Below are 15,581 nucleotides of genomic sequence, written 5' to 3' on the forward strand. Positions count from 1 at the left end.
TCAAAACAAAGGCCACGTCACTGTCGCCGCCGTCTTTGTCTGTCTTAGCGATCATAACGTGGTTTTACACAAGTCTCATACACATAGGACTTCGCTTGCTGCTCATCGGCGTGATCGCTGCTTCGCTCGCCCGCCAGACGTTTGACGCCGGTCGCTCTGGATACCCAACTGTTTCAGGGTCATAGCGTCTACTACTAGCATGGAAGATATTGATCCCGATACCGCGATGGTCGCCGCCGGCGTTGTGCTCAGTTTGATCGCCATCATAGAGCTGTACCCGGCTTGGAAGAAGTCGCGGGCGGAGTAAGGACGTTTGAGCCGGGGAGTACGGCCAACACGGGAGCTCGGCACCCTAATAGTCAGCACATGGTGTACCGTATACGCGCTCTCCAGCTTGCACTACCCATCCTGATAGAACTCCGATAAGCTTGTCTCGCTAACTTCGACGAGAACCTCTTCCGAACAGCCGCCACGAGGACGGATCTCAACGCCTACATAGCTCGGTCGCCAACCACTGATATGGCCGACTCAGCGGGGTTTGCGGATCTGCTTCGGCGGCATGTCGACGACGACGGGCCGGCAATCCCATCTACGGATGTTGCTAACTCACTGGCGGTGGCCCTCGGTGAAATTCGAACGGCCGCAGCACCCGAAACAGCCGGCGGTGGCAGCGAACCGGCGATCAGGTGGGCGACACCTGCGATGGACACCGCCCCGATCAGCATGGTGATCACCGGCCCAGCCTACGAGGACAATCCGGTGTGGTACGCCAACGATGCCTTCGAGTCACTTACCGGCTACGCCGAGTCGGACGTGCTGGGTGAGAATCTCCGGTGTCTGCAAGGCCCTGAGACCGCCGCCGAGCCGGTCGCGACGCTACGAGAGGCGACCGAGATCTGGGCAGCCGCGATTACCGAGTTACAGAACTACCGCGTCGATGGCACGGCATTCGACAGCCGGGTTGCCATCGCGCCGATCCCCGATGAAACAGGGACGATCAGCAACTGGGTCGGGTTTCAGGAGCCGGTCGAGACGGCCATCGACACATCATCGCCGTGAGGCGGTTTCGTGGGCGGATATATCGGCTGATGGCAGACCTCACCACGTAATCCATCGGCAGCGTTCAGTCAACAAGGAACACGAGGAGTACGCCAGCGACAATCAACAGTCCCAACAACACGACGGCATACAACATGAATCGATCACTCCCCTCCATGAGCGAACATACTCACTTGAGACACTTGGATACCCTACTTGCGGCATAAAAAGCCATCAGTAGAGCATTTCACGCTGTCACTACTGCAGGCAGCTATCGGGTTATAGATCCGCTACCGGGTTAGCTCCGACTGATCCGGCGCGTTCGACTGTTCGGCCGCCTGCTGGTTGATCTTCTCCAGTGCAGTCTCCTGTCTGCCACGCGCTAATCCACCGGACTCGGCGTGTCGACCAGCATACTGCTGGCTGGGCTGTATGTTTCAGCCGATAAACCCTCACTAACCGGCGGTACCAACGGCAACGAGAGCAAGCCGTGCCAGCCACCAATCACTCACAGCGTGGCCGGAAGCCCACCACACAGGCGGATCACAACGGTGATACTGCCGAGCCAACGATTCCCGCGGTCGTCGCGACCGGAAGCAATATAGAACATGTGCATCGACTGAAGAGACGCACGGTCGTGGAACTGCCAGGTGGCGAGAGATGCAGTTTAATGTGGGAGTCAGCCGAACCGCCGGTATGGCATCCCCAACAATCGCCGTGTTGCGACAGAAGATTCACGGGCTGTCGGCTGTCGACTACGCGACAGCCTTACGGGATAAACTCCCCGAAGCAGATGTTGCTGTCGCAGAGACACCGGCTGCGGAACGCGAGCTCGTGGCGTCGGCCCCGATCGTCACCGGCTACGATCTCGATGCAGAGCTGATCGAAACCGCCGAGAATATCGCTCTCTTCGCCGGTGTCTACGCGGGCGTCGATCATCTCCCCTTAGATACCTTCGAGGCCAACGATGTTGCGGTGACAAACGCCTCCGGCGTCCACGGGCCGAATATCGCGGAGTATGTCATCGGCGCGATCCTGAGCCACGTGCGTGGGTTCCGGCGGGCGCGACGACAGCAGAACCAACGCACCTGGCAGTCGTATCCCGCCCGCGAACTACAGGGTAGCACGGTGACAGTCGTTGGCCTCGGCGCGATCGGCTCAGCGGTCATTGAGCGACTCGGCCCCTTCGGCGTCGAAACCCTCGGTGTTCGCTACACCCCTGAGAAGGGTGGCCCAACCGACGAGGTGTTGGGCTTCGACGAACTCCATGCGGCTCTTGCCCGTACCGACTATCTCGTTTTGGCTTGTCCGTTGACGGATGCGACCCGGGGGCTGATCGACAACGAGGCGTTGTTGACACTGCCGACCGAGGCATTTCTCGTCAACATCGCCCGCGGCGGGGTCGTCGACACCGACGACCTCGTGAGCGCGCTGCAGGCCAACCGGATCGCCGGCGCGGCCCTCGATGTGACTGATCCCGAACCGCTACCGGAAGACCACCCGCTGTGGGGGTTCGACACCGTCTCGATCACCCCCCACAACGCTGGCCACACCCCACGCTACTACGAGCGTACTGCCGAAATCCTCGCCGACAACATCGAACGATACCGCAACGGCGAGACCGACTTTGAAAACCGCGTCGTCTAACGCAGCTTAGGGGCTCACCGACACCACGACTACCGGGGCGACCACCAACACCGTCAGCCCATAGACGAGGGCTGAGCGGAGCCACTGGCCGCGAACCGCTGTTGCTTGTTCCTCATACGGGCGGCCGCCGGCCCGCGGGAGGACAAGATGGGCGAAAAAGGCGTAGATGAAGCCGACAACGACGATCACGCCGACCAGATGCGCAGGCAAGCCGACACCGACGGTCGGCGGCAGCGTCGGGGGCAGCCGGTCGACGCCGAGAGCGACAAGCCCGTACAACAGGCCGGCCAGCCCGCCAGCGAGATGGTGGACAAACATTGCCGTCCGAAACCGAACATCGGTTGGGGGCGTTCGGGTCAGGACGCCGGCAGCGATATACGCCGGCGTAAAGCCCTCGGGCTGGCGACTCATCGGCCAATCCATCACGAGTGCAGCCACGACGCCGGCCGCGATGCCGATAGCCAGAAACAACGGCGGAGCCAGTCCGCCGGTCGTGAGGCCACTCGTGAGCGATTCCATACCCGACACACCGTGTCGATATATAAATAAGCACGTCAGACGAGGGGACGGCAGTCGCCGCCGCGCGACGTTAGTTGTCGGGCAGCGTGATGTAGAACGTCGTTCCCTCACCGGGTGGTGACTCGACACGGATCTTACCGTCGTGGCGGGTGACGATCCGCTCACAGACCGCCAGTCCGATCCCCGTGCCATCGCTGTCCCTGCCTGTATCAAAGAGCCCAAAGATCTCATCCTGCTGGTCGACCGGGATGCCGGGGCCGTCGTCGCTGACGGCAAACTCGACGCCTTGTGTCGTTTCGGTGGCGGTTACCTCGACAGTTGTTCCGTCGCCGCCGTGATCGATCGCGTTGGTGAGGAGATTCTGGAACAGTTGGCCGAGTTGGTCGAAGTCGGCGGCAACCGTCGGAAGCTCACCGACGATGATCTCGGCGTCGGCTTCCGCGGTCGCCAACTGGAGGTCGTCGACAACGCCGTCGACAACGGCCTCGACGTCAACGGGTTCGAACGCCTTGCCGTCGGTTTCGACGCGAGAGTACTCCAACAGCCCGTCGATCATCCCCCGCATTCGTTCGGCCCCGTCGACAACGAACCCCATGTACTCTTTGGTCTCTGCGTCGAGATCGTCGCCGAGTTCACTTTCCAGAAGATCGATGTAGCTGGAAACCATCCGGAGCGGTTCCTGAAGATCATGCGAGAGAATGTAGGCAAACTCCTGGAGACGCTCGTTTGAGCGTTCAAGCCGTTGCTCGTACTCCTTGCGGTCGGTGATATCCTTTGAGATAACCGCCAACCCGTCGTCGTCGGGATAGATCTGCAGCACCGTCCAGTAGTCGGCGGGCTCGTAGTAGTACTCACAGGTGGTCGGCTCGCCGGTGGTCATCGCCTCTCGTAGTCGATCCTCGACAACCGTGTCGGTGATCTCGGGGAAATAGTCCCAAAGAGACTCATTGAGGACATCCTCGCGTGGCACGTTCAACCGGTCTGCGATCGTATCGTTCCAGTAGGTCACGGTAAAGTCGGTGTCGACGGCATAGTAGGCATCGGAGATCCGTTCGGTCAGCCGCCGATATTTGGCCTCTCGTTCGGTGCGTTCAAGCTCGTAGCTCGCCCACTCGGCCAGCAGTTCGACGAAGGTTTCCTGAATCTCAGTAAACTCCGCATCTACAGGCCCGCGGTCAGCGAAACAGAGTGTCCCGGTCACCTCACCGTCGACTGTGATCGTTGCACCAACATAACACCCCAGACCGAACCGGTCGTAGGCAGGGTCGTCACCCCAACCGTCGCTGGCGGCATCGGTGACAACCAGTGGCTCCGCCTGATCGGGTGAGACAGTATGCCGACAGTAGGATTCCGAAACGGGCGCGTCTGCACCGGTTTTGAGCTGCTGGTTGGGGCCTACCCCGACGACGATCCGTTGGCTATCGCCGTTGATCCGGGTCAAAAAGCCCTGCTCAACACCCATATAGCCGCGACCGAACTCCAGTAGTTCGGCGACCTTCTCCTCGAAGGGAATCGATTTCGCGACTGTTTGATTGAACTGTCGAAGCATTTCCTCCTGGGTTTTGAGCCGGTCAAGCCGCTCCGTGCGGTCGGAAATTTCCCGGCCGATGCCGATGATCCCCTGAATGGTGCCGTGGTCATCGGTGAGCTGTGTGCCGGTAAACTCATCGGGGATCAACTCGCCGTCCGCGGTGCAGAATGCGGCTTCGACGATCACCGAACCGGTTTCCCGCACTTCGGCGATGGCAGCTTCGACCGTCGGCTGATCAGCCTCGTCGAACAGTTCGAGAGCGTGCAACTCCTCCAGTTCGGCATCACTGTACCCCAGTGTTTCGGCCAGTGTCGCGTTCCACCGCTGGAGGGTACCGTCGACAGCAAGGAGATAGAAAGAGTCCTCCAGTGCTTCGAGGCCTTGTTTCATAAACGCTTGTTCGCTGTCGAGAACCCGCTGGTGGTGTTTGCGCGCCGAGATGTCACTGACCTCCGTGAGCACGTAATCCTCACCATCGAGTGTCGTGTGAGCCAGCCGTACCGCCGCCCAGAACCGCTCACCGTCGGCGCGTTCGATCCGCCACTCGAACTCCTGTGGCTCGCCGTCGACGGCCGCCTGAATCCGCGCCTCGATGTCAGCCTGCGTGAATCCGTCACCGGTCGCGCTGTAGTCGGCGACCGAACGCCCGCTCAGCTCGGCTTCGGTGTAGCCATACAGTTCCTCAACCCGGCTGTTGGCCCCGACGATCCTCCCGGTTTCGGGATCATGCAGCATAATCCCAACACCCAGATCGTCGAAAACGGACTCGACAGTCTGTTGCATCAGTTTCATGACCGTAGGCAGCGTCGCTGTAAAAACAGTCGGGCGGGCGACCGCTGAAACCGCCGGAATTGTTCACTACAAGCGGCATTCTCCCTTGCCTGACACGAAATTTGAAACCAAAGGGGTGTGTACGACTCACAAATGGGAACGTGGTTTGAGCGGTCGGGTGGCAACATGTCGACACCCAATCTGGGGGTGGCCGACAGATGACAACCGGAGACAACCCCGCCGAGATCTTGCTGGCGGAGGACAACCCTGGTGATGTAGTGTTGACGAAGAAGGCCCTCAAACAGGGCAAGCTCGCCAACAACCTCCATGTCGTTGCCGACGGCGTCGAGGCGATGCGATATCTCCGGCAGGAGGCCGAGTACGCTGACGCCCCGCGGCCGGATCTGATTTTACTGGATCTCAACATGCCACGCAAGGACGGCAAGGAAGTGTTAGCGGATATCGACGAGGAAAACGAGCTCAGTCGCATCCCGGTCGTTGTGTTGACAAGTTCGGAATCCGAGGCGGATATCGCCCGGTCTTACGAGCTGAGTGCCAACGCCTACCTGACGAAACCAGTTGATTTCGACGGCTTCGTCGAGATCGTCAACCGGCTTGAGGGGTTCTGGTTTCAGGTCGTCACACTCCCGGAGGGCTAAATGTCGGTAAACGTCGACGACACACTCGAACTGTTGTTAGTCGAGGACAACCCCGGCGATGCGACCCTGTTCGAACACCATCTCACGACTGATCGCCCGGAGTCGTTTCCGCCGGCGACTGTCACCCACATAACGCGGCTGGATGCCGCCATCGGGGCCCGCAACGAGGGCGACTACGACCTCGTTCTGTTAGACCTCGGGCTGGCGGAAAGTACGGGGTTGGCGACGCTGGATCGGTACAACACGGCTGTCGAGGACAGCGACGCCCTCTCGGCGTTGCCGGTGATCGTTCTGACCGGGCTGAAAGACGACGCCATCGCAGTCGAAGCGATCGAACGAGGGGCCCAAGACTATCTGGTCAAAGACAGCGTCAGCGCCGACGTGCTCCATCGGACGATCCGGTACGCGCTGGAACGCCACCGCCAACAACAGGAGCTTCGCCGACAAAATGACCGCCTCAAACGGTTCGCCCACGTCGTCAGCCACGACCTCCGGAATCCGCTTGGCGTCGCTCAGGGCCGGATCAAGATGATCGACGACGACGAACACGCGCCGATCGTTGCCAAAAACCTCGACCGGATGGAGGCGATCATCGACGATGTGCTTACGCTTGCTCGGGAGGGGCAAGCCGTCGAGGAAACGGAACCGGTCGATATGGGGGTGTTAGCTGCCAACTGCTGGGCAAACGTCAAGACCGCCGGCGCGACACTGTCAGTTTCCGATGGGCTGGTCGTCCACGCGGATACAGGTCGACTCCAACAACTACTGGAGAATTTGCTGCGCAACAGCGTCGAACACGCCGGCGACGACGTTTCGATCACGATCGGCGCGCTTTCCGATGGCTTCTCTGTCGCCGACGACGGCCCGGGGATCGATCCCGACAACCGCGATGAGATCTTCGAGGCTGGCTATACGACCGATCCTGATGGGACGGGCTTTGGGCTGAATATCGTCGAAGAGATCGCCGCAGCCCACGGCTGGGATGTCGCCCTCACCGACAGCGATGACGGCGGCGCGCGCTTCGAGTTTACCGGTGTTCAGATCGAAACGTGAAGCGGTGTCGGTAACGTGTTCACCCGAAGTGGTGGAATCCTTCTGTCGGATTTCTATGAAGAAGTACAGTGCAAGACAGAAGACACGTCCCCCGTACCGAACCGGTGGTTACAGCGGTGGGTCGGGCATGAATATATCCTCTATCGTGCAATCGAAACAGCGCGCGAGTTCAAAGGCTAGTTCCAGCGATGGATTATATCGCTCCGCTTCAAGATTATTAATCGTCTGACGGGTCACACCCACCTCTACTGCCAACTCTTTTTGGGTATATCCGTGCTCATCCCGCAGTTCTTTCACCGAATTCTTCATACTATTTGAGATCGATTTTCTGGTAGCCCCAGGAAAGTCCAAGGAAGCTCATGGCGACGAGAAGATACACCGATGTTTCCAAACTCGTGGGGATAAAATCAAAGCCTGATTCGATCACTAAGATCATAACTAGTAGATAAAACGCCGTCGACGCTGCTCTGTGAGCTTCTCTCTGGGTTCGTTCGTCTGAGGTCGGGACAGTGATTTCCCGCGTCGGCTGGAGCTGTCTCCACGCCAAATATCCAACAACCCCTGCCACAGCGACCTGCGGGCCAGCAAGCCAGTATGCCCCCTCCAGAAGATTGACCACTGCAGCCACAGCGATGAGGAGACCTACTGCTGTAAATAACACACCTGTCGCCCGTTGACGTTGTACGGTTGTCATTGTCTCGCTCCTAACCGAACACATTGATGAGTAACTCTGGTCATCGCTCACTTTGTAAAAGAAGCTTTACGTAAAAGAACTTTTTCATTAGCTGCGGCCGGTGGAAATCTCATAGGCACTTATTGACCGTTAGATCAGGGAAGAATTCTTCACAGACACTGATCGGAGCGTCCTCCGCACTGCAATGTCGATCTAAATGTCGCGGCTGACGCCTCCCAACCAGCTCTCAACGGTGAACGGCCAAATGACATTAGTATTCACGGGCCATACGGTGCTGTCGTCACATACGTTCGGTCGCTTAGCGCATCGGTACACCACGGACTGACTGTCGACGTGAAACGAATATATCCGGAGTCGATTGCCGACCACGTCGGCGGTGTCGCCCGAGAGGGCATTCGGACGCTACGAGATGAATGTTATTATCAGATAATTTATCTACTTACGCTAATCGGTGATTGGTAACAAAGAATATTACATAGCTCCATCATTCACCACTCTCTTAGGTTGTTAGGCGGTAGTAAATGCGATGGAATCCGACCCACTCTTTACTGAACTCACGCTCAAAGATCACACACTTGACAATCGGGTTGGCCTTGCACCGATGACCCGGACGAGCGCAACCGATGACGGAGATGCAACCGATCAAATGGCTCAATATTACGCTTCGTTTGCCCGCGGCGGGTTTTCATTTCTTGTCACAGAGGGCATCCATCCAGATACGACCCACAGTCAGGGGTATGCGAATCAACCTGGTCTTGCCACCGATGAGCAGGCAGCAGCGTGGAAGTCAGTCGTCGAAGCCGTCCACGCAGCGGGAAGTCCAATCTTTGCACAGTTGATGCACGCCGGCGCCCAGGCCCAAGGCAATCGGTATGGCTATGACTCTGTGGCCCCCTCAGCGTACCGTCCGCCAGGAGAGATGTCGGAACTGTACGGCGGTTCCGGAGAGTTCCCGGAGGCAGACGCACTTGACACTGCAGAGTTGCGTGACATACGAGCGGAGTTTGTTGCCGCCGCAAAGCGGGCTGTTGAGGCCGGCTTCGATGGCATCGAGGTGCATGCGGCCAACGGCTATCTCCTGCATGAGTTCGTCGATCCGCTAGTCAACAGCCGTGATGATGAGTATGGCGGGTCACCAGCCAACCGCGCGCGGTTTCCGGCTGAGGTGACCGCTGCGATCAACGACGCCACGCCGGAGAAGTTCGTGATCGGTGTGCGCACCTCACAAACGGCTGTCGTTGATGAACAGCGGGTGTGGCCAGACGGCGAGTCGACGGCTACTGCGCTGTTCAGCGCACTCTCGGAGGCTGGAGCCGACTACATCCATGTCACCGGTGGCGATGCGACTGCCGGGGAGGTGCCAGACACGGAGCAAACACTTGCGGAACTCGCTGTCCAATACAGTGATGCTCATGTTGCTGTAATCGCCAACGGTGGACTTGGTGATCCAACGAAGGCACGGACGGCACTAGAGAGGGGGGCTGATCTCCTCACGCTTGGCACGAGCGCGCTTGCCAATCACGACTGGCCGCATCGAGTGAAAACTGGTGAACCGCTTGCGGATTTAGATCCGAGTATTATCTTTGAGCCCGATGCGTCGTTGAGTGACGCCGAAATCCCTAGTGACGATTGAGCATACCCCGGGTCTCAGCGGTGGGTCGATATGACGAGGCAGTGCACAGCTCTTTGAGGGTTTCACAGGGACAAGGGAAATGCCACGGGGCTTGACCCCGAGGCAATCTACCACAAATGGAGGTGAGAATGCATTCCAGAGAACGGTATCCTCATACGAACCGAGGGCCTTACTGCAAGTGATGACAGCAGCCCTTGAGTCTGAGTTAGCTGGAGAGGTAGCAATCGTAACTGGCGCATCGTCTGGAATCGGGGAAGCGACTGCTGAGTCGCTGGCTGCCCGTGGAGCCAGCGTTGTGCTCGCCGCACGCCGTGCAGACGAACTTGAGGCAGTGGCCGAACGCATCACCTCGGAGGGAGGCGATGCACTTGTGACTCCGACAGATGTCACCGAAGACGACGACATCGATGCACTCGTTGCAGAAACCGTCGATGAGTTCGGCGCGATCGATATTCTCGTGAACAATGCTGGAGTGATGCTACTGGAACGGCTTGATGAGGCTGCCCGCGAACACCTTCGACAGATGATTGAGGTCAATCTCTTGGGATTGATGAATCTCACCCATGCCGCACTGCCAATCATGCAAGAACAAGACACCGCCCATATCGTCAACGTCTCATCAACGGCTGGCCGACAGGCCGGTGCGAAAAGTTCGGGCTACAATGCGACAAAGTTTGGTGTCAACGCCTTCACCGAAGCCGTCCGGCAAGAAGTCACAACTGAGGGCATCCGGACGACAATCATTGAGCCCGGGGCGGTCGATACCGAACTGCAAGAGCACATCCCTGACGAAGAGATCAAACAACAGATCGAAGAGGGGATGCTTGAGTCGATGACACCACTCGAAAGCGAAGATATCGCCCGTGCAATCGCCTACGCTGTAACCCAGCCCCAGCATGTCAATGTCAATGAGATGCTCATCCGCCCAACCGATCAGCAGCGATAACAGGTTTACTATTTGTTGATCCTGAGGTATACCCCTCTTCTGCAGATAAGCAAGGCGAGTGCCCCGGGAGTTAACCCCGAGACGGTTCACATGTGGGAGATTCCGGTTTTCAGTCAAAAGGAGAATGCGACATGGAACTGGTCAACGGTCATTCGCCGCTTTGATTAGGATCCAACCACCTCTGAGTATGGCGTAACATTCTCACTCGATGGGATTGTCCCTGCGGAAGGTCGTCGTTGTCTTGGATGTACTCGGGATCGATCGCTCTCATAGAGCTGTGAGGAACTGGACGCACGATCTCACCGAAACACAATCAGCCCCGCCGACGGTGGAACCGTTGCGGGTAGCTATCGATGGGAAACAAATCGGGGTCAACGGTGAAGTAAATCGAGGTTGACGGTGAAACAAAATGGCTGTACGCAGCTGTCGATACGGACGCAAAATCCATTCCCGATGTCAACGTGTACAGCCGCCGAGTGACTGATGCCGCGGCGGTGTTTCTCCGTTGACTTACGGAATTGAGCTACTCATGCGATTGGTTGAATCGCTTGAGAAACTCTCACGCCGCAGTCTGAGTACCGAAATCGAGTCTGCAATAGCTAATACGCGCGCTGCTGCAGTTGTGACTAAGGCGTCAAACCAACACGAAACGTAGACAATGCCTGCGATCTGGTAGTAAATATGAACCACGACCGTATCCATGCCCAGAAGCCAGATCATGATATCGAACGCTGGTCGGTTGGGACGATCGACGCAGTTCAGCAGCGGGATGGCCACTGTATTGTCACTGTCAGCACTGAAGATGACGAGCTTGTTGAGCTAGTTGTCACGCTTGCGGTTCGGGATCTCTTTGTTCGCCGGTTGGAACTTGCGGAAGGTGCGTCTCCAGAGGGTGAGCGTGTCTGGTTTCGCAAACACGGTGGGTGAGAGGGCTACCCAGGTGAACAGCTTATCAACCCACGTGCGATTGATACGCTTGGATACTCTACTGTATGTAATGACTGTGTTATCCGATGTTGACCGCCGTAAGATCGATACTGGTGATGATACGTCGTTCTATGATTCCCCGCGGTACGTTACCCACGCCAGCGAAACGTTTCTCGACCGACTCACCGATCTGTACGACCGGATTCTCACCCCGGGCGATAGGGTGTTTGATGCGATGGGCAGTTGGGTCTCGCATTTGCCAGAGACCGAGTTGACTCACGTCGTTGGACATGGACTCAACGCCGAGGAGCTCAGAGCAAATGACCGCTACGATGAGTGGTTTATCCAGAGCTTCAACGACGATCAGTCACTACCGTTGGCCGACGACAGTTTTGATATGATCTGTTGTGCTCTCTCCGTCCAGTATCTCCAATATCCAGCAGCAATCTTCGCTGAATTCAACCGAGTGCTCGCCGACGACGGAACCGTCGTTATCAGTTTTACCGACCGAATGTTCCCGACGAAAGCAATCCGAGCGTGGCGTACAGCAACGATGGACGAGCGGGCTGAATTAGTGGGCTCTTACATACAAGCTGGTGGGATGACAGTAACCGATCAGATCGCTCAAGATGACACTGAGAGTCCGTTTTACGCAGTAATTGGCTCTTGCGATTGATCGTGATCGGCACACACTGATACTCTTGAGGCCGATCACAGTCCAAACACCCCTGCCGGATCACTTCGATATGAACAAAGAAGACACTGTGGCAGTCTTGGACAATCTCTCTGGCTTCGAATTTGAGGACGTAGTTGTGGATATCTTCAGAAATCTCGGCTACGAAAATGTCCGCCAAGCCGATCGCCGTACCGATGAGGGCCGCGACGTACTGATGGAGGAAGATCTTGACGCGAAGGACGATCCGTATCCAATCGAGTTGATCGACGGAGAGAATCTCAGAGAGATCGCCGACAGTGTTGGACTTGATCTCTACAACGGACGGATGGAGATCCTCTATGATGAAATCCTCCGGCCATATGATCCAGCAGCGTCGATCATCACACCCCTCGAAGAGGCAATCAGGGATATCCAGGGTATCGATGCGGCTGACCTACCGAAACCACATTCAACAGTCACGTTTCAGCCGGTCGTGGAGGTGACAGCCGAAACGAATGCCGTCTTCGAGACCTCCGTTGGGGTAATTCATCGGATCAACGAGCAGACACAGTTTGTCATCTATGCCGATCGTGGTTCTCCTCGGGCGGCCGATAGCGACGTTGCAGCACTGATCTCGGAGAACTTCCATGCGATTGTCGATCTTGATGACGAATCGATCCGCGAGCCATTCGACGAGGCTACCGAACAGCGGTTCGGACAGACCGAACCCGAGTACAAAGACTGGGCTATCGATCAACTGCAGCGAGCCCAGGTGACAACGGTGAGCTACACCGGCGACAACAACGTCACCTACAACAAGACCTGTGAACCGAATCGCTCGGCTATCTCCGTTCAATCGATTGAGGCGGTGTATGTGCCTATGGTACGGCAAACGGCTAATCTTGGTGAGTACACCTACCCCTACGAGCACTATGCTGCCGGGCCGTCTCGTGTCACGACGGCGGATGGCTTCCATTAGTGTGTCCACTGTGAAACGGCGGATTATGATGAGCCCTACGCGTACTGTGAGAACTGCGGTGCGATTGCCTATGATGACCACATCAAGACAGAGCGATTGTCTGGGGAGCCGGTCTGTACTGGGTGTGCAGTAACTGAAACGTTCGCGTTCAAGACGAAATATTTCTATGACGAAGCGAATCTGGAAGCCTTCCGCGAGGAGTACGCCGCAATGTGGCCGCATGAGAAGGCCATGGAGAATCCACCGTTGGCTGGTGGTGGAATACTGGTGGTACTGGTGATAGAGATACGAGCGCATACCCCCGCATTCCCGTGAGTGACGAGTGTTCCGACACCCTGCCGGAACCGAGGAGCGAACAGGCGGGGGTCGAGCGGACAGCATAGTGCGACAATCCACCGTTCTATTGCAGGGCTGGATTTCCCACCGTTTCCGCAAAATATTTGCAATGGCATTACCATAGTGTGTAGCACAGATGAAGACCACACGGCACGCAACCTACAACCTTAACTATCACATAGTGTGGCTCCCGAAGTACCGCAACGCGGTACTGACGGGAGAGGTTGCCGACCGTGTGGAATCCATCCTCCACGAAATTGCCGACGAGAAGGGTTTGGACATTCAAAACCTGACTGTTCAGCCCGACCACGTTCATCTGTTCGTCAGTAGCCCGCCCAAACACAGCCCATCACTGCTTGCCAACTGGTTCAAGGGCATTTCCTCACGGAAATATAACCACCGCCACGCCGACCACGACGGCGAGAAAATACGGTGGGCACGCGGCTACTACACTGGAACAGCCGGGCACGTCTCCAGCGAAACTGTCGAGAACTACATCGACCGGCACAAGGAGGCCGAAGCGTGACCGAACTCACGAAAACGCTCGAACTGAAGCTTGTGGATCCGAATGTCCACAAGCGGCAGAAGCTTCGTGAGACACGGGACGCCTACCAGCAGGCACTTCAGGACGCCTTCGACGCTGGCTGTGACACACAGGCAGCGGCTAACGATGTGGTTGTTGAGTACGACCTGAGCGGCTACGCGAAAAACGCCCTCAAGAAGTACGTCCCACAACTCTGTGGGAACAGCTACGACGCCGACGAGCTTCACGACGACCACCCGGTGCGGTTCACCAACGAGGGCGTTCGACTCGATCACCAGCCACAGAACGCCATCGAGTGGTACGTCAAAATCCCGCACCACGAGGATTACCACCTCTGGATGCCGGCTCGTGCCAATCCCGAACAACGAGAGTGGCTGGAAGCGTTGTACGCTGACGACGCAGAGATGGGCGAAAGTCGGCTGTTCGAACGAGACGGAATGTGGTATCTCCACGTCACCGCCACCCGAAACGTGGAGGACGAATCTGAGGTGTCCGCCGACGAGCGGACGCCGATTGGTGTGGACATCGGAGAAGCGAGTCTCGTCACGGTGTGTCACCGAAACGACTCGGGTTCTCCGGTTCGCCCCCGGCTGTGGGCCGACGAGGGAAAGACCGTTCGTCGGCTCCGCAAAACCTACTTCACCGCCAAGAGACGGCTTCAGCAGCGTGGCAGTGAGCGAATCGCAGAGTGCTACGCTGACGCACTGTGGAACCAGATCGACGACGTATTCCACCGTGTGACTAGCGAGGTCGTGGCGCACGCCGAGTCCGTCGAGAATCCAGTGCTGGTGCTGGAAGACCTGACGTACATCCGCGAGAACATGGACTACGGCGAGTACATGAATCGGCGGTTGCACGGGTGGGGGTTTGGGAAGCTCCACGCACAGATTCGCTACAAAGCCGCCGAGCAGGGGATTCCCGTCGAGACGGTGAATCCCCGAAACACGTCGAAGGCGTGTCACGCTTGCGGTGAAGTAGGCTCCCGGCCACGACAGGCGACGTTCCGCTGTTCGAACGACGACTGCTGGCTCGGTGAGTATCAAGCCGACGTGAACGGGGCGATAAACATTGCAGACCGCTACCGTAGTGGAGAGAGTCACCGCCAAAGCGACCGGGCTTCCCGGCAGAAGGTCGGTGACGATGACTCGGCTACGGATGGGGCCTCTTTGACCGGGCCACGAGACAGCCACGCCGTTAACGAATCGCGCAGCGATTCGTTCGCACACCAGAAATCGAAGATTTCTGGGGACGATGCTGAAACCCAGCAGCCGACGCTTGGAACGAATGCGTCTTGAAACTAACAGGCCGCTTCGCTCGGCCTGAAATCCCATGGTGGGATTCCCGCGTCTTCAGGCGCGGGAGGAGGTCAACTCGCCTGAGCCTCCGATTCAATCGTTGTGAACTGGCGGTTCTCACAAACATCACATATCGGCGGCTCCTCAATATCCGCATAGACCGTCTCACAGCCAGTGCATGAAAAAAATTCTAGGCTGCGCACGTCACAGTTTAGAGGTGGTGAAGTATAACGACAGCGGTCAGTCGAGATTGAGAGGGGAGGCCCGTGCTGATGGCACTCCACCCGTTCGCCCAGAGTGGTTTGCCATCGTGCGTCCAAGCAAGCGTATGGCGAAGACAGCCGTAATCGATGG

Annotated in this window: 14 protein-coding genes and 2 pseudogenes; 12 read left to right on the top strand and 4 right to left on the bottom strand. The window is 57.6% G+C overall.

The annotated features are described in order from the left end of the window. The first annotated feature begins 519 nt into the window (after positions 1–519). Together DP106_RS00230 and DP106_RS00235 are read left to right on the top strand one after the other, a co-directional pair. Entirely contained in the window at positions 520–1,059 is a 540-nt protein-coding gene (locus DP106_RS00230) for a PAS domain-containing protein (protein ID WP_120082497.1), read from the top strand. Positions 1,060–1,734: 675 nt separating this feature from the next. Further along, positions 1,735–2,685 (top strand): D-2-hydroxyacid dehydrogenase, encoded by a 951-nt coding sequence (locus DP106_RS00235; RefSeq protein WP_120082498.1) that lies wholly within the window; start codon positions 1,735–1,737, stop codon positions 2,683–2,685. A 6-nt stretch (positions 2,686–2,691) separates the two neighbouring features. Here DP106_RS00235 and DP106_RS00240 read toward each other — a convergent pair whose 3' ends face one another. After that, complete coding sequence (locus tag DP106_RS00240; RefSeq protein ID WP_120082500.1) at positions 2,692–3,204, bottom strand: hypothetical protein; 513 nt, start codon at positions 3,202–3,204, stop codon at positions 2,692–2,694. A 70-nt stretch (positions 3,205–3,274) separates the two neighbouring features. Then, the gene (locus tag DP106_RS00245) at positions 3,275–5,518 is read right to left on the bottom strand and encodes a PAS domain S-box protein (protein ID WP_165857777.1); all 2,244 of its coding nucleotides are present in this window, start codon (positions 5,516–5,518) and stop codon (positions 3,275–3,277) included. A gap of 206 nt (positions 5,519–5,724) precedes the next feature. Here DP106_RS00245 and DP106_RS00250 point away from each other — a divergent pair, with 206 nt between their 5' ends. Beyond that, positions 5,725–6,165 carry a response regulator gene (locus DP106_RS00250; RefSeq protein WP_120082502.1) on the top strand — a complete coding sequence of 147 codons (441 nt, stop codon included), beginning with the start codon at positions 5,725–5,727 and terminating at the stop codon, positions 6,163–6,165. Then, positions 6,166–7,218 carry a sensor histidine kinase gene (locus DP106_RS00255; RefSeq protein WP_120082503.1) on the top strand — a complete coding sequence of 351 codons (1,053 nt, stop codon included), beginning with the start codon at positions 6,166–6,168 and terminating at the stop codon, positions 7,216–7,218. It begins immediately after the preceding gene. A 108-nt stretch (positions 7,219–7,326) separates the two neighbouring features. Here DP106_RS00255 and DP106_RS00260 read toward each other — a convergent pair whose 3' ends face one another. Beyond that, a complete protein-coding gene (locus DP106_RS00260) occupies positions 7,327–7,527 on the bottom strand; it encodes a helix-turn-helix transcriptional regulator (protein WP_120082504.1) in 201 nt (66 codons plus the stop codon). A 1-nt stretch (position 7,528) separates the two neighbouring features. Then, positions 7,529–7,963: a hypothetical protein gene (locus tag DP106_RS00265; RefSeq protein ID WP_165857778.1), complete on the bottom strand. Its 435-nt coding sequence runs from the start codon at positions 7,961–7,963 to the stop codon at positions 7,529–7,531. 475 nt (positions 7,964–8,438) lie between these two features. Here DP106_RS00265 and DP106_RS00270 point away from each other — a divergent pair, with 475 nt between their 5' ends. The 8 genes and pseudogenes from DP106_RS00270 to DP106_RS00300 all read left to right on the top strand — a co-directional run bounded on the left by DP106_RS00270 (position 8,439) and on the right by DP106_RS00300 (position 15,227). Continuing rightward, positions 8,439–9,545, top strand: a complete 1,107-nt coding sequence (locus tag DP106_RS00270; RefSeq protein ID WP_120082507.1) for an oxidoreductase — start codon at positions 8,439–8,441, stop codon at positions 9,543–9,545. A gap of 181 nt (positions 9,546–9,726) precedes the next feature. Beyond that, positions 9,727–10,491, top strand: a complete 765-nt coding sequence (locus DP106_RS00275; protein WP_120082508.1) for an SDR family NAD(P)-dependent oxidoreductase — start codon at positions 9,727–9,729, stop codon at positions 10,489–10,491. A 202-nt stretch (positions 10,492–10,693) separates the two neighbouring features. Then, a pseudogene (locus DP106_RS16185) lies at positions 10,694–10,994 on the top strand (IS6 family transposase); the annotation flags it as partial. A gap of 178 nt (positions 10,995–11,172) precedes the next feature. Next, positions 11,173–11,418, top strand: a complete 246-nt coding sequence (locus DP106_RS00280; protein WP_120082509.1) for a DUF7861 family protein — start codon at positions 11,173–11,175, stop codon at positions 11,416–11,418. Positions 11,419–11,488: 70 nt separating this feature from the next. Beyond that, complete coding sequence (locus DP106_RS00285; protein ID WP_120082511.1) at positions 11,489–12,094, top strand: class I SAM-dependent methyltransferase; 606 nt, start codon at positions 11,489–11,491, stop codon at positions 12,092–12,094. An 88-nt stretch (positions 12,095–12,182) separates the two neighbouring features. Continuing rightward, positions 12,183–13,367, top strand: a pseudogene (locus tag DP106_RS00290) (restriction endonuclease). A 157-nt stretch (positions 13,368–13,524) separates the two neighbouring features. After that, the gene (tnpA, locus tag DP106_RS00295) at positions 13,525–13,914 is read left to right on the top strand and encodes an IS200/IS605 family transposase (RefSeq protein WP_120082512.1); all 390 of its coding nucleotides are present in this window, start codon (positions 13,525–13,527) and stop codon (positions 13,912–13,914) included. Continuing rightward, entirely contained in the window at positions 13,911–15,227 is a 1,317-nt protein-coding gene (locus DP106_RS00300; RefSeq protein ID WP_120082513.1) for an RNA-guided endonuclease InsQ/TnpB family protein, read from the top strand. Before tnpA ends, DP106_RS00300 begins: the two co-directional genes overlap by 4 nt. Positions 15,228–15,581: the final 354 nt, after the last annotated feature.

It is taken from the genome of Halonotius pteroides, assembly GCF_003605635.1.
Taxonomy (GTDB): domain Archaea; phylum Halobacteriota; class Halobacteria; order Halobacteriales; family Haloferacaceae; genus Halonotius; species Halonotius pteroides.